The organism is Alteromonas alvinellae (assembly GCF_902705805.1).
Map to the genome: position 1 here is coordinate 1 of NZ_CACSIH010000186.1, position 24084 is coordinate 24084.

20 protein-coding genes are annotated in these 24084 nt (G+C 44.2%); 6 read left to right on the plus strand and 14 right to left on the minus strand.

Translation table 11 applies throughout. The annotated features are described in order from the left end of the window. Positions 1-86: 86 nt before the first annotated feature. Positions 87-2558, minus strand: coding sequence for a superoxide dismutase family protein (locus ACX5KA_RS13560; RefSeq protein ID WP_458731407.1), 2472 nt, complete (start codon positions 2556-2558; stop codon positions 87-89). A 785-nt stretch (positions 2559-3343) separates the two neighbouring features. After that, a complete protein-coding gene (locus tag ACX5KA_RS13565; protein WP_458731408.1) occupies positions 3344-4513 on the minus strand; it encodes a hypothetical protein in 1170 nt (389 codons plus the stop codon). A gap of 905 nt (positions 4514-5418) precedes the next feature. Here ACX5KA_RS13565 and ACX5KA_RS13570 point away from each other — a divergent pair. Together ACX5KA_RS13570 and ACX5KA_RS13575 are read left to right on the plus strand one after the other, a co-directional pair. Further along, positions 5419-5661, plus strand: a complete 243-nt coding sequence (locus ACX5KA_RS13570; protein WP_458731409.1) for a hypothetical protein — start codon at positions 5419-5421, stop codon at positions 5659-5661. Between the two features lie 57 nt (positions 5662-5718). Continuing rightward, the gene (locus ACX5KA_RS13575) at positions 5719-5898 is read left to right on the plus strand and encodes a hypothetical protein (RefSeq protein ID WP_458731410.1); all 180 of its coding nucleotides are present in this window, start codon (positions 5719-5721) and stop codon (positions 5896-5898) included. Between the two features lie 521 nt (positions 5899-6419). Here ACX5KA_RS13575 and ACX5KA_RS13580 read toward each other — a convergent pair. From ACX5KA_RS13580 to ACX5KA_RS13610, 7 genes are all read right to left on the minus strand, one after another. Further along, positions 6420-6872, minus strand: coding sequence for a carboxymuconolactone decarboxylase family protein (locus ACX5KA_RS13580; protein WP_458731411.1), 453 nt, complete (start codon positions 6870-6872; stop codon positions 6420-6422). Between the two features lie 48 nt (positions 6873-6920). Further along, a complete protein-coding gene (locus ACX5KA_RS13585) occupies positions 6921-7235 on the minus strand; it encodes a helix-turn-helix domain-containing protein (protein ID WP_458731412.1) in 315 nt (104 codons plus the stop codon). Continuing rightward, positions 7163-7732 (minus strand): DUF6597 domain-containing transcriptional factor, encoded by a 570-nt coding sequence (locus ACX5KA_RS13590; RefSeq protein ID WP_458731413.1) that lies wholly within the window; start codon positions 7730-7732, stop codon positions 7163-7165. The genes ACX5KA_RS13585 and ACX5KA_RS13590 overlap by 73 nt, the downstream gene beginning before the upstream one ends. A gap of 90 nt (positions 7733-7822) precedes the next feature. After that, on the minus strand, positions 7823-8677 hold the full coding sequence (locus ACX5KA_RS13595) for an alpha/beta fold hydrolase (protein ID WP_458731414.1): 855 nt from the start codon (positions 8675-8677) through the stop codon (positions 7823-7825). 141 nt (positions 8678-8818) lie between these two features. After that, the gene (locus tag ACX5KA_RS13600; RefSeq protein ID WP_458731415.1) at positions 8819-10171 is read right to left on the minus strand and encodes a sensor histidine kinase; all 1353 of its coding nucleotides are present in this window, start codon (positions 10169-10171) and stop codon (positions 8819-8821) included. After that, a complete protein-coding gene (locus tag ACX5KA_RS13605) occupies positions 10168-11697 on the minus strand; it encodes a DUF3369 domain-containing protein (RefSeq protein WP_458731416.1) in 1530 nt (509 codons plus the stop codon). The genes ACX5KA_RS13600 and ACX5KA_RS13605 overlap by 4 nt, the downstream gene beginning before the upstream one ends. Positions 11698-11937: 240 nt before the next feature. Further along, positions 11938-13440, minus strand: a complete 1503-nt coding sequence (locus ACX5KA_RS13610) for a catalase (protein WP_458731417.1) — start codon at positions 13438-13440, stop codon at positions 11938-11940. A 234-nt stretch (positions 13441-13674) separates the two neighbouring features. On the opposite strand from ACX5KA_RS13610, the gene ACX5KA_RS13615 reads away from it, so the two are divergent. Continuing rightward, positions 13675-14346, plus strand: a complete 672-nt coding sequence (locus ACX5KA_RS13615; protein ID WP_458731418.1) for a nitroreductase — start codon at positions 13675-13677, stop codon at positions 14344-14346. Positions 14347-14453: 107 nt separating this feature from the next. On the opposite strand, the gene ACX5KA_RS13620 is transcribed toward ACX5KA_RS13615, so the two are convergent. The 4 genes from ACX5KA_RS13620 to ACX5KA_RS13635 form a co-directional block, all read right to left on the minus strand. Continuing rightward, entirely contained in the window at positions 14454-16337 is a 1884-nt protein-coding gene (locus tag ACX5KA_RS13620; protein WP_458731419.1) for a putative bifunctional diguanylate cyclase/phosphodiesterase, read from the minus strand. A 159-nt stretch (positions 16338-16496) separates the two neighbouring features. Continuing rightward, on the minus strand, positions 16497-17603 hold the full coding sequence (locus tag ACX5KA_RS13625) for an NADH:flavin oxidoreductase/NADH oxidase (RefSeq protein ID WP_458731420.1): 1107 nt from the start codon (positions 17601-17603) through the stop codon (positions 16497-16499). A gap of 99 nt (positions 17604-17702) precedes the next feature. Continuing rightward, a complete protein-coding gene (locus ACX5KA_RS13630) occupies positions 17703-18857 on the minus strand; it encodes an iron-containing alcohol dehydrogenase (protein WP_458731421.1) in 1155 nt (384 codons plus the stop codon). A gap of 14 nt (positions 18858-18871) precedes the next feature. Beyond that, complete coding sequence (locus ACX5KA_RS13635; protein ID WP_334060595.1) at positions 18872-19738, minus strand: type 1 glutamine amidotransferase domain-containing protein; 867 nt, start codon at positions 19736-19738, stop codon at positions 18872-18874. Between the two features lie 109 nt (positions 19739-19847). Between ACX5KA_RS13635 and ACX5KA_RS13640 the strand changes: the two genes are divergently transcribed. Continuing rightward, complete coding sequence (locus ACX5KA_RS13640; RefSeq protein WP_458731422.1) at positions 19848-20756, plus strand: LysR family transcriptional regulator; 909 nt, start codon at positions 19848-19850, stop codon at positions 20754-20756. Between the two features lie 73 nt (positions 20757-20829). Here ACX5KA_RS13640 and ACX5KA_RS13645 read toward each other — a convergent pair whose 3' ends face one another. Then, complete coding sequence (locus tag ACX5KA_RS13645) at positions 20830-21234, minus strand: type 2 periplasmic-binding domain-containing protein (protein ID WP_458731423.1); 405 nt, start codon at positions 21232-21234, stop codon at positions 20830-20832. Between the two features lie 172 nt (positions 21235-21406). Here ACX5KA_RS13645 and ACX5KA_RS13650 point away from each other — a divergent pair, with 172 nt between their 5' ends. Both ACX5KA_RS13650 and ACX5KA_RS13655 read left to right on the plus strand, forming a co-directional pair. Then, a complete protein-coding gene (locus ACX5KA_RS13650) occupies positions 21407-21658 on the plus strand; it encodes a hypothetical protein (RefSeq protein ID WP_039216602.1) in 252 nt (83 codons plus the stop codon). A 240-nt stretch (positions 21659-21898) separates the two neighbouring features. After that, on the plus strand, positions 21899-23818 hold the full coding sequence (locus ACX5KA_RS13655; RefSeq protein WP_458731424.1) for a methyl-accepting chemotaxis protein: 1920 nt from the start codon (positions 21899-21901) through the stop codon (positions 23816-23818). Positions 23819-24084 lie beyond the last annotated feature (266 nt).

The window sequence follows — 24084 nt, forward strand, 5'->3', positions numbered from 1 at the left end:
CTGGGGCTGCTTTGATTTTAGTGCATTAACTGAGGTACGTTTAGGCTATCCCCACGCGTGGGTCGAAGCTTTGAGCCCCTGCGTGATTATGGAATTACTGCACACGCTATTTTAGGCCCAGAAGTTCCATCTACATCAGGACCTTTGTGGATCATCAAGCTACGTCCGCGTAATTCTTCTAGGGTTAAATTCGCACCAAAAACTGAGTCCGACGCGCTACCACTCTCGCCAATTAGTAGGGGAGGTAAATCGCCTTTTGGTTTCATCATTTGAATGTGCATAGCATGTGCTTCCGGGCTCATTTCCTTCATGTCTATATCGCCCATATTCATCTTCATGTGGCCATGGCCATAATGCCCGCCAGCAGCCAATCCTGCCACCTGCTTACCGCCTTGTGAACCAGCCTCACAGCTGGGCTTTTCATGAAAATGCATGCCATTCAAGCCTGCCGGTAGTCCGGTTACATCAGCCGTTACTCTAACCCCCCCCTCTTCTTGCGTAATAAGAATACTGCCCGCGTTATCGCCCACACCAAAACCGTTGATCAAGTTGACCTGTAGCGATAAACGACTTTGTGGATCCAGCCTCACCAGGTGTTCGCGCAAGGCCTGGTCGGTATGATCAGGTAGCGTTCCCTTCAGTGCATCTCTAGCATAGCTAAGGCCTTGCTGTACATCATCTAATTTAAAGTAAGCCTCAGCCATGTGTGCCAGAACAGCTTCATCCCCCGGCATCAAATGGAGTGCACGGTTCAAATAGTGAAGTCCGGCAGTAACCTGGTTGTCTTGGACCAGCGCCCATCCAATTGCGTCAAGCACTGCCGGATTTTGTGGCGCCAGTTGCTCGCCCCGACGCGCCAAAGCTAGACTTTGCTTTGGTGCATTACCCAAATCAGCGCTGACGATAGCTCCCATAGCAATCGCCGGAACATACAACGGCGCTTTCGTCGTCGCTTTATCAAAGGCTTTACTAGCAATATCCAATTCACTCCCAGAGTAGGCAGTTAATCCTTTTTCGTAATAAAGTAACGTGGAATTAGGATTGGCCGCTATGGCCTGATCAAACAGTGGCATTAGATCGGCGTGATCCGTAGCAGCCATGCCAGCCGCATGATTGTGCACGCGATGGTCGTGCATGGATCCAAATAAAGCCATCCAGGCGCTTATATCGTTCGGAGCCAACGAGACTGCAATTTTAAAGGCTTCAGCTGCAGCGTCATTCTTGCCTTCATTGAACAGTATGATACCTTTTACATAGTGGGCTTTGGCAAGCTGGGGATTCGCACTCAAAATTGCGTCTATTTGTCGCTGCGCGCCACCGATATCACCTGCAATGAACAACGAATCTACCAGCAATAGCTGTAGATTACTGGTATTTGTACTGCCGTCAATCGCATCACGCAATTGCTCGACTGCCCTATTGCCACGCCCTATCCGTATCATTAAGTCAACATAATTCTCCCAGTGCTCAAGTGACGCCTCTTCGGACTGCGTTAAATATTCATTTAACGTTTTTTCGACGTCGGCATTGCGATGAGCTACCGCAAGAATTTTAGCTTTTTCTAATAAGCGAGTGCGCTCTAATCCTGCATCCTCTCCTTGTGCTTCGACAATCAACGCAAGTGCGGAATCGAATTCACCCTTTTGCGCAAGTAAGCGTGCCCGACTGAGTAAAATGGGAAAAGCTTGATAGGCGGCAGTGTTACGCAACAGGGGGAGTATTTCAGTGGCTGTTTCCGTAAGCCCTGCAATAGTTGCAGCCTCAAACCGTCTGGCAACAGCTTCGAGTGCGACATCGTCAGTATTTTTATTCAATTCAATATCGGCAAGCAAATCGACAGTGACCGCGTGCTTTTCTTGACGCCGATAGAGCTCGGCTAACTCTAATACGATCGGAGAAGCTTGAGTGATGGGCTGTGGCATCTTCGCCAAACTTATCTCTAACGCTATTTCAGCCTGCTCTGGATTGCCGTTTCGCATCCCCAGCCACGCCAGATAACGGGCAGCCATCCAATTTGGTTTTTCGTCACGCAGCAATACGCGCGCAAAGATTTGCCCAGCAGACTCGTATTGCTTTTGTGATAATCGCAGTAATCCCAATAAATTTGTGGCCGCATGAAAGTCGGGTTGAGACTGCAGGATTTTCTGCAAGGTCAGTTCAGCCTCACGGTATTTTTGCTGCTCAATCAATTCGCTAGCCGCAAGATGCAGTGCCATTAAATCGTTGGGGTGACGCTGTAAATAGTTGGCAAGTGCTCTTGGCCCCCTTGGATCATCGCTAGCTAATAAACGACCCACCAGCTGCAGTGCAGCGCGGTCAGCGATTTGTGAGCTGATTTGGGACGGAATGATAGTGCTATCGAAGTTCAGGCTGCTGAGGGCTAGGTTTTGTCGCTTAAGCAATTTAAAGAGCTCTGACTCAGACAATTTGTATACCTGCTCATCATATGTTTTAGTGACGATAGAAGCACTGACACTTAGCGACAGAAAGACTACGCCGAAGAAACCGATAGGGGTAAGCGCCTTTTTCATCCTGTTTACCAATGTTTTTTTTAACATTTTACTCTCCTTTTTTCGTCCAATATTCCAACCATTGCTGATTGTAGGAAGCTTGTACTGTACATAACTCATCCTTAGAATACGAAACCTACATCTCACTTAGTTGAACACTGGTATGGTACACCGGCGCTACTACCTGCACGTAAGACGCTATTCGCGTAACAAACTCAGGCCGTTCTGTTTTGGCTCTCGAGTACTTACCCATATTCCAATATTATGTAGAAACCGTTTCAGATCAATACTCGATTGCCTTGTTAGTGCGACGTCTTCATAGCGTAACTGATAAAAAGCATTGGTGGTCTTTCTCAGCAATTCTGCGGTGTAAGTTTCCAGACGCACATGTTGTTTGGCAAGGCAAACCAATTTTGCCAATATAATGAATCGTCGGGTAAAAATTTAAATAGTAGCTTGGTACAAGCGCCGCTTAGCTTGTTATCGTTGGCTTGCCTCTTCACATTAAAATTTAGCTACAATAAATTGACACGGAGTTTTGGAACATTGAGTGCACTCTTCCAATCAAGCGCATCGCAGGTTTGGTTTGACTGACCGGCCAAAGACTCAAGATTTACAAACAATTCAAATGTTACAAACCCTTGATGAAAAATACTTGCATTGCTTCACAACGCGTTGTGGATGAACATTTTGTTACAACCACAACGCCCCCAGATACGTTAACCTATTTTTAGTGAGATTTTCGGCGCCATTTGTTCACCGATCATATGTACGGCATCTAACAAATCAAAAGGGTAGCTAAATGCTACCCTTTTCATCTTAAACAATCAGCCTTATTTCGCTCTTCGGCGACGGCGAGCGACAACCAATCCAAGTATACTAAGACCAGCAAGAGCGAACGTACTTGGCGCAGAAACAGTTGGGGTAGTTTGTCGATTTGACAGGTTTATGGTCATCGTGCCCTGATCGGACAACCCTCCGCTATCAATGGTGCGGAATGTCGCAACATAAGAGCCTGCTGCGAAGCCTGTTGAATCCCAAATAAATTCAAGAGCATTCGGGTCAAAGGTTGAACCTGCAACAGCGCCTCCAGCACCCAAGAAGGACAGGAACGATGTGGTAAGTACGTCACCAGCATTTGGATCGGTAACCACGAGCGTTTCCGAGATGGAATCACCCACTAACGCATTTATCACAATATCATTAATTGATGGAGCAAGGTTTGCTGCCTGAGAGTCGACTACATCGAACAACCAAACGAACTCTACTGATGAATTTTCATTAGGATTAACACCATCAGATGCAGTGATTCGCGCGCTGAATGCCTCGTCAGCTCCAACGCTTGCGGCCAAAGGGTTATCTACATAGTTAGCGGTGCTAGTTGCATCAATCGCAATTTGGCCTGTGCCGTCAATCGTAAAACCTTCGGCTTGAGAGGTCATGCTGCTCGAAACGTAGCTGGTGTCGTAACTCAATGCTGTCGAACTCACTACATCAAGATTATCAGAATACGCTTGACCGCCAACCACTTGCTGCTGGATATTTTCTAAATCAAACTGAATCGGGTTTGTGGCGTTCGAGCCATCCCAATAAACAGTCGATGTTGTAGAGTAGCCCGACTCTATGAAGTTTTGGCTTGATCCCGGTGCTACCCAGCAACAACCATTCCAAGTAATAGTGTAATAACCTGCACCAGGTAATGTGGTTTGAAATTCTTCCGTGTTACTATCACGACGCACATCACTGGTATCGAGAGTCGAAGAAATCTCTCCCGCATTGAAAGTGCCAGAGCCAGTAACACTGACTGAACTTCCAATCCCAAAAGCGGCAGTTCCCTTACGCCAAAAAGACTTTGACGTCACGGTTAATACTCCATTCGCGTCTACACTTGGCACCAAAGCTGCGCCGCGAAAGTGAGATGCGTTTGCGCTTGAAGCAATTAATGCTGAGGCTACTGTAGCTGCGACTAAAATTTTTGCTCGCGAATTAACGTTTATTGTCATTATCTTGTTCCTTAATTTATTTATTTCGCCGCAGGTAGACCGCTTTTTTATCTGCGTTTTAGTTAATTTTCGGTATGCTTTTTCCGTGCCAAAACTTAATTAATTGTTTTTAAGATATTTTTTTAATGTTCATTAAAAAGTTGTAAAAAATAGTGACGCTTTTTTATACAAAACACGACAAGATTTGCCAAAATTCTATGTGATGAAGAAGTAACTATTAGTCTTATGTGAGCAGCATAAATTTCAGCATGAGAAAAGTCGCAAAGATAATTGGCGATTGGCTGCCAATACCTCGTCTAACGAGTAAAGCTCTCCGCGACCTTGTTTCTATTATTAGCAAGCAACATGTTCATTGTGCCTCGCGCTACAGACGCGACGGCGGTCTCGACATTATTCATTAGTAAATTAGAGAAGACTGGTTTCTCACACGCCAATTTAGTAGTGCCGGTGGTTTTTCTGGTTATTATCGCTACTGTTATGTTGCAAGGGCATAAAGCTATTTTCATCTGGTAACGCCTTGCATAATCGCTTTTGAAACGTGTGGTGTTGCGCATTGGCTAGGCAGGCAGTGTGAGTTGATGCGATATACAGTCAGGCTTATTTCTCCGAAATATGTAAAGCCCTTTGCCAAAAGAAACAAGAACGATTTTATAGATGCAGAAGCGATTTGCGAGGCATCGATAAGACCCTGTATGCGTTTTGTCAGCGTAAAGTCAGAATAAGCCCAAGTCATTGCTGCTATTTATAAAGCTAGGCATGGTTAAATTAAAAACCGAACAGCGTGTATGTTCCGCATTGGCTCGTTACTCCTAGAGTTTGGTGTCTCGCTGCCTACAGGTCATAGCATGATGAAGCAACTGTTTAACTAGGTTGCTCAGCAAAAGCTGACAATAGCAGGGTTACTTATGCAAGAGTTGACGGATCTTCACGAGTACTACCCGCTTCTCAATGAAAACATCGATAAACAAGATAAAAAGTTGAAGCATTTGGTTGAAACAATCCCTATAGGTTTGCTTCTTAAAGCGATTCCGGGTGGCATGACAGCAAGTCTTTGTAGTGCCCACATCAGTATCGCTACAGACTTTAAAAGTGGAAGAAATATAGCAGCATTGCTTGGCCTGGCTCCTGCGGAGTACTCGAGGGAATAAGCAAGCAGAGTAACAAAGAACTCCGAAACTTGTTTATACATGCCGCAAGGGGGGGGGATGTCCAGACCGGATAAGGCAGGACGGATATATGGTGAGTGGTTGACTAATTTACGGGCCGACAAGCCATTTAATGTTGTGACCGTCGCATTGACCAATAAGCTTCTCCAAATAGCATGGGCGGTCATAAAAACTAAACAGACGTTTGACAGCAACGCACTAGCGCAGGGTTTGCAATGATAAAAAAGATGACGAAAACGGTAGAACCACTGGATTAAAACCTGACACAAAAAACAGCTCACTGAAACTTTCGGTTTTTTGAGAATAATCCAGCGCGGATCTCATCGTGGAGCGGGTTGCGAAAGCGGCCAATCAGACTCCGAATACACTAGCGCACCACCAACCCCGTTCTTGAAATTTATTATTGCAATAACGAGGCGGACCATACATTTTTGTGTCAAAAATGCAGTGAACTGGCGTCACAAAATACGGTAGTTTAGGTTCTTTAACTTTTTGATTTTTATTTGTTTTAAGTTGTTGATATTATGTTTTCTATGAGTGATATTTGATGTCCGCTACCGCAAATGGGGTGTCAGGGGTCGGAGGTTCAAATCCTCTCACACCGACCAACTTATTCCACCCCATTCAATAACTTACATTACTTTCTAAAGCCTTCCTATTTTCAAGCGTATCCTTTTCGTACCCTTATTAAATGCAACGTTGCTCAAGCCTTTTCCCAAACGATATTGGTGTATAAACCATTAACTGATATTTGGTTGAAATTGAAGGCTTACTGAAATGCGATTCCAGCTGTTGATTTGAAGTATTACTGACGTCAATTCTATCAACCCTTGTTTTCCAAACGCATTTTCTACAGTGCTATAAAGTTCCTCCGTGATGGTTGATGAGTGAACAAGCGTTAATGCTTCGGTCCATTCTAATGCGACGCGTTCCTTGTTATCAAAGCAATCCAGTTCTTTCCACGCTGACAGCACATCCAGCCTTGCCTGGTTTTCATTAGATTTTCTTGCTTTATCGGCATGCATATGTTGGTAGAAGCCACATTGATTAATTTGTGACGCGCGCAGCCTAACTAAATGCAGAAGATTATGGCTTAGAGCACTTTCGGCGGCGGGGTTAACTAAACCTTGTAGATGTTCAAGAATGTGAGGGTATTCAGAGTAGAATTCAGATTGTTTTAAGCGATTGTTCATAATGCTCTCCTTTCATTAAGGGAGTACTATAAACATTTGGTGATTGACCTAATTGTAAATTTGCGACAACTTTCGCGTTCTATATTGATGAGGGGTTTCTAATGCGAAGGTGCTAAAGGCATGTGTAAAGTGTGCTTGATCGAAATAACCACATGCTAAGGCAACTTCGCTTAGTTGATGGGAAGTAGTCCCAAGTAATGAGCGTGCTTGACGTATTTGAGCGAATTGGTGAAGTTTGTTTGGCGAGAAGCCAAAATCAGCTCTGAATTGGCGCTCAAGTGTTCTTCTGCTTACGCCAAATTGGTCAGCAAGACTTTGCGGGGTACCAGTAAATTTACTGACTGATAAAGCATGTGCTCCCATTTCTGCGAGCGAGTATCACTGTTTTCAATGATATGTGCTAGCCAGTTTTGTACGGCTGAACACTGGTTATCTATAGATTCTCCTACAAGACTTTCTTGTAATCTTGAATAAGACTCACGCTCTTTTGCTAAATCTTTAACGAATTCGATTTGCTGGTTTTTACTATCGTCGAGCGTAATTCCGAAAAGGCGTTTTAATGCACCGGGCTTAAATCTTATGCTGATTTGCCTACCGGACAGTTTCCAAGGCATGGCACAAACTTTTGTGTGATAGAACAGTTTCGCTTTGCATGCTGAGTGGTCGATGTAGAAAGTCAAACTCGCCCCGGCATCGGGATAAAATTTTTCTGTTGGTGCAGTGGAAGACCCTTTTGGACGATCAATGATCCAGATACATTGCACAAATCTACTGATAGCGTTTATTGGCGTTACGAACGCAATATCAATTCGCTTAAAGCTTGCGGCGGGGATGATATTGTTTATGCTCAAAGTGTACATAATCGTCTTAAATAAGCGCCTAACGGTTCAAAGAGTCATCATCTTACCGTTGTCGCTTTTCGCATCAAGCCTAAAATTGTAAGTATAAAATTACTTTTTTAAAAATTCCCGAACAGACGCTAAAACCAATTCAGCACTTTCAATTTGCGGGTAATGGCCTATATCAGTAAGTTCTACTGTGTCAGGCTTGGGTATGAGTTCTTTATATCTAGTCACCATGTGTGCGCCAGAAATAGGATCAGCCATGCCAGCGGTTAGCCGTACCGGAACGTCAGCATTTTGAAGTGCACCTACCCAACGCTCTCTGTATTGCTTGCGCTGTTTCATGTAGTCCAAAAGCAAATGCATGTATTTGTGGCCATTGTTCTCATTGATAAGCGCCCAAAAATCATTGATGTCCTGGTCTGAAGGGGGCGTATTTGGACCAAAGATGTTGTACATGCTTTTTCGAATGGCGTTTTTGCTCAAAAAAGGAATGAGCAGCCCGCCAATAGGGGAAAGCAGCAGCTTTTGAATGGGTAATGCTTGATGGGTCTCAGGAAAAAGGCCGCCATTTAGCAAATGCAGCGACTCCACACGAAATGAGAGGTTGCCGTCTAACTGACGGGCCATTAACTCCTGAGCAACTGTATCACCGTAATCGTGAGATAGAACGTGAGCATGCGTAATTTGAAGATGCTCTATCAAGGCTTCTATCACCGAGGCTTGTTCTTTTATTTTGTATTTTGTTGGCGCTTTGGTGCTAAAGCCAAACCCCAGCATATCGAGTGTTATGCATTGAAATTTCTGAGCAAGTGCAGGCCATAATTTAACCCAGTCAAAGCTCGCGGTAGGATATCCATGAATTAACAACAGCACGGGGCCTTCGCCCTGGGTAGTGTAGAAAATTTGCTGATCATTAACGTTTAGAAATCGGCCTGAGCTACGCCATTCTGAAAGTTGCATCACGAAAAGCCTTATTATGTTTTTATGCTCAGCTTGCCTATTGCGAGGCTTTAGGTCTATCGTAAGCGCGACATTTAAACTATGTCGCGCTTGTTGCGTCAGTTTACACCAAAACAAATGGGCGATAGAGCGGTAACTGCACTAACTCTCGACAGGTATACAAACTGTTACCCTGGTTCCCTCACCAGGCGACGAAACTAAATCGATTTCGCCGTTAAATTTTTGGCGAACAAGATTGTACAAGATATTTAAGCCCAAACCGGTGCCGCCTTTGTCACGAGCTGTTGTATAAAAAGGCTCAAACACTTTCTTATGAAGTTCTTCCGGAATGCCTTTCCCGTTGTCTTGAACGCTTATTACAACACCTTTGTCATTTTGGCTACAGCTTACAGCAACTTCATTCGCTTCGTTGTTTACTGATGGTCCAAAGGCATGACGCTGTGCGTTCGATATCAAGTTCGTAAGTAACTGTGCAATAATACCAGGGCAGGTAGTGATTACTAAATCTGGAGTAACATCTATGCTAAGCTCTATTTGCTCTTTTCGAAGCATAGGTTTTAACGGGTTACAAACTCGTGGTATATACTCATCCAGCGCGATTTCTTCAATTTCCAGCGAGGTTTGGTCTGCTGAAGTTCGCTTAAAGTCTTGAACTAAGTTCGCGGCCCGCATTAAACTGGTTTCCGCTAGTGATAAACCCTCAGAGCATACCGCCTCAAAGTCTTTAAAACCTTCTTCTGTTAACTCACCATTTTCGAAATCTCGATAAATCTCTTTTAGTTCTTCTTTGCAGTTACTCACAGAGGTAAGCGCAATACCCAACGGTGTATTAACTTCGTGGGCAATGCCTGCTACCAGATTTCCTAAAGCGGCCATTTTTTCTGATTCAACAAGCTTTTCTTGGGCAGCCTCAAGCTCGGCAGTGCGATCTTTTACTTTTTGCTCTAGATTCTGGTTAGCTTCTATAAGCTGTTGCTCATAGTCGGCCCGTTCGTTAGCACTTACTGCTCGCCCGTAGAGGTCGGCAAGCGAAGCCGCAAACACCATTTCATCGGCAAGCCACTCTCGAGCTTGACCTTGGTGTTCACAGCAGATTATTCCTATCATCTTACCGCGGTGGCGAATAGGGACATCAAGCATAGAGCTTATACCCAAGGGCGTTAGATACACTTCAGCAAACTCAAACGTCGCTACATCGGTTAGCGCGTCATGGGCGGCGATCGTTCTACCTGAGTCGAGTGCTTCAAAGTAATGAGGAAAATCTCTTCGCGTGAGCACTAAACTCTCGTTATCAAGATCATTGCCTTTGTCTATAAGCAACGTGCATTGCACAAGGGTATGGTTTTCATCATATAACCAAATACCCGCTCGAGTAATTTCCAAACCTTCACACACTGAGTTGATGATTAGCCTAGAAGCAATGTCTAATTCACCTTTATCGATGTCTGGGCTTTGGCTAACGCGTAGTAAAATTAACTCTAAGGTTTCTTTCATTCATCTTCGTCCGGTTCTGTGGCACGGATCTCAAGTATTCTATCGAAGTGCTCTAGCATTATATGGGTGATTAGCGGGTCGAACTGTTTACCCGCGTTCTCTTGAAGGTAAGCTTTTACCTCGTCAACGCTCCATGCAGGCTTGTAGCAGCGTTTGGAAAGCAGGGCGTCAACCACGTCAACAATAGCCATAATGCGCCCTTCAACAGGGATGTTATCGCCGGCAAGTCCGTCGGGGTAGCCTTTGCCGTCCCACCTCTCGTGGTGGGTCTTGGCAATTATTGCGCCCATTTTTGCAACGATGCGATCAGAATCGGCAAGCAGGTCATAGCCTTTCTGCGCGTGGGTTTTCATTATTTCCCACTCTTCGGGATCGAGTTTTCCAGGCTTATGCAATATGGTCTCAGGTATGCTGATTTTACCCACATCATGAAGGGCTGCAGAGTATCGAATCGTGTCTATAAACTCTCGACTCATATGCAGTTTTTCTGCAAGAAACTCTGTCATCAGAATAACGCGCCTAACGTGTCCACCGGTTTCTTTGCTTCGCATCTCGATAGCGTCGCTAAGCACCATGATGAGTTCTTTCTGCGTTTTTTGAATATCTTCTTTCTGAGTAAGATTCTGGAAAATAACCGCCACATTGGATGCAAACATTTCCAATGTTTTCCTCTGCATTGCATCTAGCGGTTGGTCTAGCTTTACATACAAGATATTGTGGCTGTCTTCGCCTGTTGGGTAATAGCCAATAAATAGTTTGTCGCTTTGAAAGTGCGCTTTGTTGGCTAATACTTGTTTAACTTCCTCTTCAATTGCCTCTGGTATGCGTGTTGAAATGCCAGGTTCACACAAGCCAACAAGGTCTCCGCTAGCGCCCAGTACTGTCATACTCGTATCGCCATACAGGTCGGTGTGCTGTGTAGAGAGATAAAGCACTGAATTATTTAGATTGAGAAGAGTAAGCGTTTGTTTGAGTACCGCAGTACCAAATTGAGCTAGAGACTGGCTTGCCAATACAGAAGAGGATGACTTCAATACCTCTTCCATTCCACGTTTTCCTCGCTCTATGGTCTGTATATCGCGATAAGAGCGAATAGCCGTATAAACGCACGATTTAAGCTTGAGTGAAGAAAGCTCTGTCTTGGCTTTATAGTCATTGATGTCATACCGTCTGATAACATCTTCTTCAGGCGCTTGACCAGGCTGGCCTGTTCGCAATATTAGTCGGGTAACGTGGTTTTTGAGTTCATTGCGAACGGCATCTACCAGCTTCAAGCCTGCATCGTCGGTTTCCATTACAACGTCGACAAACGCTAATGCAATATCCGGGTTAGCTCTAAACAGCGCTAACCCTTCTTCGCCACTGTGCGCGGATAAAAACTCTACGCCACGCTTCTCGAAATTAAATTTGCGTAGTGTGAGTTTGGTAACCTCATGTACGCCTTCTTCATCATCGATAATGGCGATTTTCCAAGGGGCTAAACGTGGCGTATTTTTTTCAGTTTTAGATTTTTTGAATAACGACATACACAGTGCAGTGGATGATTAGATACGCTTAACGTAAGCCACAATTTTCATTCTCGCAAACCAATAAAGAAAGTTTTGGTCTAAAGTTGAATGCCGTCGATTGGTTTATGAAAGTGCTTTGTGGGCGAGAGAATAAACTAAGCAGAGCTAAGTTTTGTTTTTATTATAAAAAATCAATACCAAGTTGGTATCTATTCTAGATACCAACTTGGTAGGCGTTTTATATCATTACGGACGCTACTAATTGTCTTCAATAGGCGTATTTTCAGTAATAGGTACAGTGTTAACGTCAGTATCCAGACTTTCTACAGCATTACGTACACCTGCCGCGTAATCTGGATGTACTTTTTCTAGCACGGCGTACCAGCGCTCTTTTACACTGTCAGAGCAAGGACCCATGGCAGCAGCGTAGTTTTTGTATAAACGTTCCTTCTGGTCGTCAGAGAACATTTCATACAGTTTGCGCGGTTGCACATAATCTACGTCGACATCGTCTTGGTGATATCTGTCGGCATCTCCGTCAATACGAAGCGGTGGCTCTTTTACTGAAAAGTCAGCAACGGGGCCTTCGTATTGATTCGGCTCATAATAGGCGTCGGGGTTACCAAAATCGTTAGTAAAGAAACGCATTGCACCGTCTTTGTGATAGTGGTTTACCTCGCTGTTTTTAGGCGCATTGGCTGGAAGCGCTTCGTAGTGCGTGCCCAAACGGTAGCGGTGGGCGTCGGCATAAGAAAAGATACGTGCTTGAAGCATTTTATCAGGGCTGAAGCCAATACCAGGAACTATATTTGACGGGCTGAACGCCGCGTTTTCAATCATTTGAAAGTAGTTTTCTGGATTTTTGTTCATCTCCAGCTCACCAACTTCTATGAGCGGGTAGTCTTCGTGTGGCCAAACTTTAGTTAGGTCGAAAGGGTTATAACTTTGTTGGCCAGCTTCTTCTTCAGGCATGGCCTGAATATACATAGTCCATTTAGGGAAGTTGCCTTCCTCGATGGCATTGTATAATTCTTCTTGATACTTCTCTCGCGTGCTACCAATGATTTTCTCAGAGGTCTCATTAGTGTAATTCTTGATGCCTTGTTGCGTTTTGAAGTGAAATTTCACCCAGTGGCGTTTGCCTTCTTTATTCCACATGCTAAACGTGTGACTGCCGTAGCCATTCATGTGCATTGGCGATACTGGAATACCGCGATCTGACATCAAGATAGTTACTTGGTGTACGCTTTCTGGCTGTGCGGCCCAAAAATCGAACATGGCTTCTGGAGAACGTAAATTAGTCTTCGGGTGACGTTTTTGCGTGCGAATAAAATCAGGGAATTTGTATCCATCGCGAATGAAGAAGATAGGCGTGTTGTTGCCTACCATGTCCCAGTTACCTTGCTCTGTGTAAAACTTCAGACTGAAGCCCCTTACATCACGTTCAGTATCAGCTGCTCCAGACTCGCCGGCTACCGTAGACCAGCGGCTAAGTACTTCAGTTTGCTTACCAACTTCTGAAAATAAATCGGCGCAAGTGTAATCGGTGATGTCGTGAGTGACCGTAAACGTGCCTTGTGCTCCCCAGCCTTTGGCGTGTACCACGCGCTCTGGAATGCGTTCACGATTCTGGTGGGCTAACTTTTCAATGAGCTGATAATCTTGTAAGAGTGCGGGGCCACGCTCTCCAGCGGTTTTAGTGGTTTCATTACTTACAACGGGGGCGCCTGCCGACGTGGTTAATTGTGGTTTCTTAGCCATTTTAAAACTCCTTTCACATGCTTCTTTTAAAAGCCAAACTTCCATAAACATCATGTGTGCCTGACTCATGATTTGTTTTTGCTACGGCGCGCTTTATGAAAGGGTTTACTAACTTCTATATATAACTATAAAAACAAACAATCTGAATTTGTAAATAAGGCTATTGAAGCAATTACTTCTCCTGTTTACTCTATTTTTACATATCGATAGCTATTCAGCGTCTTAGGGAAGTTCATGAATTTTGCAGAGTTTGCAGCATCTAGAAAAAGTGTTCGCGGGTTTACAAAGCAACCAGTTACCCAAGAAACGGTAGATAAAATAATTAATGCAGCCAAGTGGGCGCCATCTTCATATAACACGCAAACATGGAAAATACACGCGGTAACAGGTGACGTGTTAGATAAGATACGCGAGGGGAACACCAAGAACACATTAGAAGGAAAGCCTCACGTTCGAGATTTTCCCTATAAAGAAGACTATGAAGGTGTACACCGCCAGCGCCAAATTGATGTTGCAATACAGCTGTTTGATGTTATGGGCATAACACGCGAGGATAAGGAAAAGCGCATGGATTGGATGATGCGCGGTTTTCGTCAGTTTGATGCGCCGGTTTCTTTGGTGCTGACGTATGATAAATCTCTGGAGCCTGCTGGTATAACGCAGTTTGGCTTAGGATCTTTAGCGTATGGTATCGTGCTGGCGGCGTGGGATTTAGGTCTGGGATGCGTTATCAATGGCCAAGGTATTATGCAGTCTGACGTAGTACATAAATACGCTAACATCCCTGATGATGAAGCCATTATGATCTGTATCGCGCTTGGTTACCCAGACCCAGACTTCCCAGCAAACGACGTTCGTTCAACTCGCGCTGACAACCAAGAGTTTGTGACTTATCACGGGTTCTAAACAGTGAATTGTCCTAATTAGATGGTGTTTAAAGCGTTTTTTTATGTTTAACGTAAGGCGCTACAGCGCTAAGAGCAGTGATTGAAGCAATATGTGTCAAAGCCTTATTAAGCGTAAGATTGCGATGCGATAAGTGCTTCAATCTGTTTTTCTGGAACAGGTTTACTCCAATAGAATCCTTGTCCAATATCACATCCCATTTCTTTTAACTTTCTGAGCGCAGACTCATGTTCAATTCCTTCTGCTACAGTCACCATTCCCAAACTTTCTGCAATATTGATGATTGCTGAAACCAAGGGAACATCGTTTTCGTCAAAACCTAATGTGTTAATAAAAATTCGGTCTATTTTAAGCTTATGGGCATTGAATTTACGAAGGTAATTTAAATTGGAGTAACCGGTGCCAAAGTCATCGATAGCAAATTGAACACCGAGTTCTTTCATTTGTTCAAGTTGCTCAGGAATGTTTCCATTTTCGTCAGCGAGAATTGATTCGGTAAGCTCAAGTTCTAAAAATCTGGGATTAAGTTGTGTCAAATCTAGAGCTCGCTTTAAAATACTGGGCAGAGTTCCGTCTTTAAACTGCGCGAATGATAAGTTAACGGCAACTGATATTTCACTGTAGCCATTGCGATGAAGTTTAGCGCAGAAAAGGCAAGCCTGAGTTAGTACCCATTCACCTAATGGATTAATGAGTCCGCTACTTTCTGCCAATGGAATAAACTTATCGGGAAACACCAGTGACCCATCATTTTGAGGCCAGCGCACCAATGCTTCAACAGAGCATATCTGACCAGATTTCAAATCAATAAGGGGCTGATAATGCACTTCAAATTGGTTGGCTAGTACAGCAGGTCGTAGCCGCTGAATCAGCGAAAACTTCTCGTCGCTTTCTTCGTCAAACTTTACATCATAAAATTCAAAGCGGTTTCTACCGTTTCTTTTTGCTTCATACATAGCCACATCTGCTTTTCTACATAGTTGTTTGAACTCGGTACCGTCATATGGTGCTATTGCCACGCCAATTGACGCTGAAACCACTATGTTAGTTTGAAATACTTCAAACTCAGAAGAGCACCACTTAATTATACGCTCACACAAGGTTTCTATGTGCTTGCGGTCAGTGATGTTTGCGGCAAGTACAATAAACTCATCACCTCCGAATCGAATAAGACATTCATCTTTAGAAAGTTTCTCATTTATTGACTGAGAAATATGCTGTAAAAAACGATCCCCAGCAGAGTGGCCCAGCGCGTCATTTACAGGTTTAAAATTATCTAAGTCGATAAAAGCCAACGCTAATTGCAATCCATTATCTTCACTTTGAGCCAGTTTCTCTTTAAATAAGCGCTCTCCCAAAAGTCTATTGGGTAAGTTTGTCAGTGGATCATGGTGTGCTAAATACTGAATATGTTCTCTATTTTTATTAACCTTTGTGTATTCAAGTTGCAGTGATGTCATGAGCCGGCGAATATCCTGCACAAGGATAAATACACAGAACCCTGTGATCACAAAAATGATCATAATAAAAGTTAAATGAGACCAGGTTAACGTGGGCGTGTTGGGCGTAATAACGCCTTTCATAACAAGCCATGTAAGGGTAATGCATTGAACTAATACGAGAGATAACACTGTGCCAAAGAGCCCAGTGCCGCCGAGTAGAGCCGCAAAAATAATAATGGCTGGATAGCCAAGCATAGCGATATCGAAAGTGCCTGCACCTGTTGCGGATAGGGCAAATAGCATAGATGACAATGTGACTAAAAGTAGATAACTGCTGGCGACAACAAAATGTTTGTAAGCAAGTATTGCCGCAGTGAACATTGCTGCTAACGCTACAAGCATTATATCGAAGGTGATATCTCTAGCTGCGAATAATGAGACAAACAACCCAAGGCATGTCACTGTGCTTATTTGAGCAACGCGATGCCTTCTAATTGTTATCAGATCATTAGTGTCTATAGGTGGGGAAACTATTTTGCCAGCTTTCATTCGCTAAGTTTTTGAAGTAAGTGAATATCAACTTTAAACTTAACCTTATAAAAAGCAAGCGTATATAAGTCTATGTATTGCGCCGTAAGTTTGATTGAAGAATGTATAGAGTTAAAGACAGACAGTAAAACGCTATTGTTTTACTGTCTGAATTAAAGGCTATCTCTCGTCAGACGGCGCGTAACGCTCCAGCCAATGAGCGTAAGGCGCAGGCATTACCCAAGATGGTTTCTCAACGCCTAACTGTTTTGCCGCATAGTACGTCCAATGCGGGTTAGTAAGGTGCATTCTGCCTACCATAACAACATCAAGCTGTTGGTTTTCGATAGTCTCGTTAGCAAGTTCTGGTGTGTCTACACCCCAAGCCGTTGCAACAGGGATATCAGCTTCGTCTCGTACGCGTTTTGCAACAGGTGCTAGGAAAGCTGGGCCCCACGGAATATTGGCCTCAGGGGTATTGAAGCCCACGCTAACACTTACAAAATCAGCACCAATTTCTTTAAACTGTTTAATGAGTTCGATAGATTCGCTTAGCGTTTGCTCGTCTTCACCGTCGTATTCAATAACGCCAAAGCGCACGGTTAGCGGCAGGTTTTCTGGCCAGACTTTGCGCACTTCGCTTAGTGTTTCAAGCAAGAAGCGTCCACGACCTTGTGCATCTCCGCCGTATTCATCTGTACGCTTGTTCGCGTGTTTCGAGAAAAAGCTTTGGGCTAGGTAACCGTGGGCAAAGTGAAGTTCAAGCCACTCATACCCAGCTTCAAGCGCACGCTCTGCGCCTTTAACAAAGTCAGCCTTAACACGTTCAATGTCGGCCTTGGTCATTTCGGTAGGTGTTACCGGAAGGTGCGCACCGAACGCTTCTGCAGAAGGGCCAATGGGCTGCCAACCGTTTTCTTTACTTGGCTGAATGTGGTCGTCGCCTTCCCAAGGTCGGTTAGCGCTGGCTTTTCGCCCAGCGTGAGCAATTTGAATTCCGGCAACCGCGCCCTGGCTTTTAATGCGCTCTGCGATGTTCTTAAGGCCACTGACGTGTGCGTTTTTCCAAATGCCTAAGCAATTTGGCGTAATGCGACCTTCCGGAGAAACCGCTGTTGCTTCAACAATTACAAGCCCTGCGCCACCACGAGCGAACGACTGATAGTTTGCTTCATGCCACTGGTTGGTAAAGCCGTCTTCTGCCGAATATTGGCACATAGGAGGCACGGCAATTCGATTGCGAAGCGTTACGTCTTTTAACGAAAACTGTTCAAATAGTGCAGTCATATTGTTCTCCAATGAAGATAAGAATTAAAAGTACCCAGTCTATGCTGGGCACTTAAATGTTGAAAAAGCATATGCGCGTTGCGTCATATGCAACTAGGCTTATGCTGCGAGGGTTAAAATTTCGCGCGCTTTTGCCAAGTCGATATCGCCATGCTCACCAAGCGCTGTTAATCCGTTGCGCTCTAAGTTGTCGATAAGCCCAACGATTGCAGACTTTTGTATGTCATAGTCTGATAGGCGGGTTTTTACCTGCATGGTTTCGAAAAAGTCTTGTACAGCTTTAATGGTCAAGTCGATGGCCTTTTCTTTGTCATCCTCTTGAATGCCAAACACGCGTTCTCCTAACTGCAGTATTTTTTCCTGTTTTTTGTCACGCTGAACGAACATCAACGATGGCAATACGATAGCTAGGGTTACAGCGTGGTCTAAACCATGTAGTGCGGTGAGTTCGTGGCCAATCATGTGTGTACCCCAGTCTTGTGGAACACCTTTGCCGATTAGTCCGTTAAGCGCCATGGTTGCTGACCACATAACGTTCGCGCGCACATCATAATCTTCAGGTGTCGCCAACGCTTTAGGGCCTTCTTGAACTAAGGTTTGTAAAATACCTTCAGCAAAGCGGTCTTGAAGCGGTGCATTTACTGGGTAAGTCAAGTACTGCTCAATGACATGTACAAATGCATCTACCACACCATTAGAAACCTGACGAGGCGGAAGTGAATAGGTGAACTCAGGGTCAAGCACAGCAAATACAGGCTGTACTGTTTCCGATGAAAACGCGCGTTTCTGTGACGTTTCTTTTCTATTTACTACCGAGTTGCCGTTACTCTCAGAGCCTGTTGCTGGCAGTGTAAGCACTGCGCCAATAGGTAACGGGTTTTCAAACGCGGCGCCTTTAACTAAGATATCCCACGGATCGCCTTCAAAGTTAACGGCTGCAGCAACAAACTTCGCGCCGTCGATAACACTCCCGCCGCCTACAGCAAGAATGAAGTTCACGTCGTTTTCACGGGCCACATCTACCGCTTTCATCAAAGTTGCGAACTCTGGATTTGGTTCAACGCCCTGAAATTCAATGACGTCGGCACCTTCGAGTGCGGCATTTACTTTATCGTAAATACCATTCTTTTTGATTGAGCCGCCGCCATATAGGAAGAGAACTTTTGCTTGTTTTGGCAAACGTGAAGACACTTCACTTAGTTGACCTTTGCCGAATAAAATTTCGGTTTGATTTTTAAATGTAAAATTAAGCATCGTGTTGCCTGTCCTTAATTAGTTTGTGAGTTTAGCTGTTGTAAAAGCTTTTCAGCTAACAGTTCGTCAGAAAATGGGTTTTGGCCTGTAATAAGTTCACGGTCTACTACTACATTTGGCGCCCACATTTCTTTGTATTCCATACTTCCACCCGCTTGCGCCATTGCGTCTGCTGGGTAATATAATAAAGTTGCATCATCTAAGGTGCTTTCAAAATATTCTTCTTCCGGCGTCGAGAAGATTGTCATTTTGTAGCCTTCATAAATCCAATTATCAGATGTGGCTTGCTCACCTGATTTCAATGCTAGTTCGAATGCCTTTGGGTTAGATTGCCCAGAAAGTAAGGCGATTGGACCATGACAGATTGCAGCAGTGGGTTTTCCTTCATTATGAAAGTGAGACAAAATCTCGCCTACCTGAGGGTTGTTGGCTAAGTCGATAAGTGGCGCGTGCCCTCCTGGAATGAATACACCCTCAAACTCATCAAGCCCTTGTGCAATAACTTCGCTTAGTGACAATGTGTCATTAATACCATCTATCGACGCAACAAACGTTTGAATATCTCGCATTTGTGATTCGCCGCCATCAAAGTATTGTGGAATAACGGACTTTTTATCTACGGCAGGCGCATTACCTTTTGGTGTGGCCAATACTAGCTTGTAGCCGGCATCTACCAATGCCTTTGCTGGCACGCCAAACTCGTTAAGGTAGTAACCTGTAGGCTCTGTTTTGCCCTCTGCCAGCTGCATTACATTTTCGCTTGAAAGTAAAACAAGCACTTCGCCTTTACTGGCTTTTGATGATTGAGCGTCGGCTGCATACGCCGACTGTGATAACCCAGCGATGATGGCAAGTGATAGAATTGATGATGATTTTTTCATGTGCTTTTCCTGTCGCATTTGAAAGTGCGTGCATCTTAGAGTTGTTGGTTTAAAAGCAGAAGTCAGATAAATTATGATGAGTCATCAAAAATCTGATGGGTGGAAAATTATGTCTTACCTAACACAGTTAAAAACCTTTGTAGAAGTCTATCGAAGCGGCAACATCACACGTGCCGCAGCGCGGCTCCATATGTCTCAACCAGCAGTAACCTCGCATATTCAGGCAATGGAACATATTGTCGGTAAAGAATTGTTTGTGCGAAAAGCGAGAGGCGTAGAGCCAACGGCGATTGCTGATGATTTAGCGCTACAAGTAGCCAGCCACATAGATATATTGGAACAAAAAGTTGCGTCTATTCGAAGCCGAGCGTCAACGGATCACGGCACCTTACACTTAGCAGGGCCTGCGGAATATTTGAGTTTTGTTGCGGGCCCTGCGCTCGCAAACTTACTGCAAGCTGACAAAGTAAATTTGGTTATTCATACGGGAAATAAAAATAACACCTATCAATTGTTGGAAGATGATATCGCTGAACTTGCTATCACCGCATCTGAGCCAACAGACGCTATGTATGAATATCAGATGTTAGATAAAGAGCGTTTGATATTGGTGATGAACCGGGTTCAAGGTAAATTACTTGCTGATAAAGAGATAACGGCGTCGTTATTGAATCAGCACAAAGTGGTGAGCTATGACGAACAACTACCGCTTATTCGCCGGTATTTTTCAGAAGTGTTCAATGCACCATGCGAGTCACCTGTAGCAGCAATATGTCCAGATATTCGCGCGATAAGCAGCATTATCAAAGCGGGAATAGGCTATTCGGTATTACCTGATTACCTTTGCAAAGAAGCGATTGCTAAAGGTGAACTAGTTCCGCTTGGAAAGAGCGGGCCTGAAAACGAAATATACTTGGTATGGAAAAAAGGCGCGTTGCGACACCCTAGGGTCGACTTTGCAAAAGACGTAATAATGGCTTTTGCAAACATTAACTACCTTGCCAGCTATCCTGACTAGCAGCTTGGCTCAGTGCGCCACTCAAGCAAGCATGTCGCACTGAACCCCAAATAGGCTTATTGTGATGATGAAATTAAAATGTACCAACAACTTTAACTTGGCCGTCGACTTTGTTCTCGTCAATGAAGCCGATTGTGTTCGGGTTAGTCGCAACTAACTTTAGCATTTCGTCTTCCGATGCAATCATTTCCGGTGGAGTGCCACGGCCGGTAAATACAAGCTTCGACCAAAATGCAGAATATTGAGATTCTGATTTTCCTAGCACACTGTTGTTAAAAGCGTCTCTAGCAGCATTGCCTTGCTCAAAGGTGAGTGGGATTGCGCGGCTGCCATCTGGAAATGCTTTTACTTTCCCAAGGTATATTTTTTTTACCGTGTCGATATCTATACCCGAGTTGTTGCTAGCATTAACAATTACGGCGGTACCCGCATAAAGTGGTGCCGATAGAATAAAAAACAGAGCTGCAATTATCTTCATTGATATTACCTTCGAGAGTTACTCTGCATAGTGAGTTACCTGTGTATTTATACTTCAATGCAGAGTTATAGTTACCATAGGGCACATCACCCTTTATGAAGTATAACCAAGATTTACCATTTGTCGCACTCCAACAAAAGATGAATTTTTAAAATGGAGAACACAAATATTCATGGCGAAACCCAGTGCAAAAGGACCGATTAGAACCGTGCAGATTTTTTGCGTTAAATGTAAGTTCCAACTTTTTAAGTATCGAAAAGGAGGAAAGGGCGCGCTGGTGAAGTGCTTCAAAGAACGCATTGTTGAAGACTACACTATTGAAGAAGGGGTTTGTCCCTCCTGTAATGCTCAGTTTGCCAGGAGTGCAATGATTCGGGGAGTTCCCGCGCTTAAAATAGTGGGCGGTAAAGTGCATATGAAGTGACATTTTGAGATCTAGACAACGTTTCAAGAAAGGTGTCGTAATGTACAAGTAAAGTCACTATTTTTGCTTTTTCGGAAATTTTTGAAAAATTAATCGTTTGGGCAATTTGCACTGCCACAAAAATTGCCTAAATTTATAAAGTAGCGCGTGAGCCCGCTAGAACAAAAAGGCTAGCGTGTATGGTATGGATCAAAAGTCAAAGGAGTGAGTGATTACCTAACTGTTAACCTGAGAAGTTGCATGTCCATTCAAAGAAAGTTTCTGTTCTCGGTGTCTGCAGTCATTGCGTTGTTCGCACTGATTGTAGCAATTATCACTGTTGTCACTACGTCGTCGTCTATTTCTGAGCTTGTTAAAGAGCAGAAGAAAAACACTGCCGACCGCTTAGTCAACATTCTAACCGTGACCGACGCCATTATGCTTGAGCGAGTGAAAAGCAGTATGGCGCTTCTGAAGCAACGAGGAGAAGCCTTGGGGGTTCCCAATCAAGGCGACTATATCACTGTAAAATCAACACAGGCACTAGAGTTAAGGCTGGGGAATGTTCCGCAAGCAAACGATTTTGAATTAGTTGACGGACTAACCAGTGTTATGGGAGGTACAGCAACGCTTTTCAGTAAAACCGGTGATGACTACATTCGAGTGAGTACAAACGTCATTAAAAATGGCGAGCGAGCAATTGGCACTAAATTAGCGCCGTCGGGAAAAGCGATTCAGAAAATAAACCAACAGCAAGCTTACTATGGCGCAGTAGATATTCTAGGTAGTCCCTATCTTACAGGTTATGAGCCCATGTTTGACGCTAGCGGACAAGTGGTGGGTATATGGTATGTGGGATATTCAGCAGACCTTAACGTTCTAGAGCAAGCGATAAAACAAAGTCATGTTTTAGAGAAGGGATTCGTAGCGCTAAGAGATGGTAAGGGTAACATTCGCATGCATTCATCGCATGTTAACGATGCGCAAGTCACCGAAGCGTTGAATAAAAACGAAGATTGGATTGTGGAAGTGGTGCCTTTTTCAAAATGGGGTTACGACATTATATTGGCCGCGTCAGCCTCAGAGAAAGCATCGATGGTGAGCAGTTCAGTGATAACCCTAGTGTTTAAAATAGTGTTAGCTAGCGCGGGTATATTACTCACTGTTTGGTTGTTGGTGAAGTATATCGTTGGAAACCCACTGGATGAGTTTATTGGTGTAGTTAACAACCTTTCAACGGGTGAAGGCGATCTTACTTTTCGCTTTGAGGCAAACCGCAGTGACGAGTTTGGCACCATGGCTAAAGCTTTTAACGGTTTACTTGTTCAACTACAGCAAACACTTCAAAGCGTGGATGAAGCCACCGATAATATGTTAGCAAAATCAGAAGCACTTAATACTACCGCAATGAGTTCTAAGGAAAGCGTTTCGAAGCTTAGTCAAGAGACCGAATCCATCGACAACGCGATTACGATGATGCAGCAAAACGCACAAAGCGTCTCTACTACGATAAGAAGCTCGAGTGACGCAGCTAGTGCTGCTGATACAGATACAAGAAATAGCGTAAGCGTATTGTCTGAAACTATCAAAGATATCCAATCGCAAGCGAATGACGTCGACGCATCAGTGGAAGTAATCAATGAGCTAGCACAGGCCAGCGAGGAAATTAGCGGCGTCATGGAAGTAATTAGAAACATTGCAGAGCAAACAAACTTACTCGCGCTTAATGCAGCAATTGAAGCGGCCAGAGCAGGTGAGCAGGGGCGCGGTTTTGCCGTGGTGGCAGACGAAGTACGTTCACTGGCTAGTCGAACGCAGGCTTCAACGGAAGAGATCCGTATTATGATAGAAAGGCTTCAGCAAGGAAGCCGTATCGCTTCTGAAAAAATGCAGCTGAACAAGGAAACGGCGTTTAAGACGGTGGAAACCACTAAACACGCAGGTGAGTCATTAAACCAAGCGTTAGAGGCCGTCGCTAGAATCACTGCGCTAAATGAAGACGCCGCTAGTTTGGCAGAAGGGCAAACTTCCGTTGCTGCCGATGTAAACCGAGGGGTGAGCAGTATCCAGCAGGTAGGGCAAGCCAATACCAACTATGCTAAAGAGGTTGTCGAAAATTGCGAAGCGTTAGTTAAGCAAATAAAGACCATGCAAATGCAATTGCGCCGCTATCGGTTCTAAATTTCATTTCGATGGGAAAAGCCGTTATTCATAGATAACGCTGTCAAAACTACTTTCCTGCAAGCTGGTAAGCGACAAAGAGGCATCATTAGTCAATGTAAAGTCAGTGTTACTAGTGCCCCCCAAAGAACCAAAGAGTGCTTAACAGGCGCTCTTTTTTTGTGCATTTAAAATGTAACAAACTCAAGATTGCACCATGAAAATGTTTCAAAACTGAAACAACTTTGTAATGTTACAACCGTCATTCCGCACCTAATTAACTGATT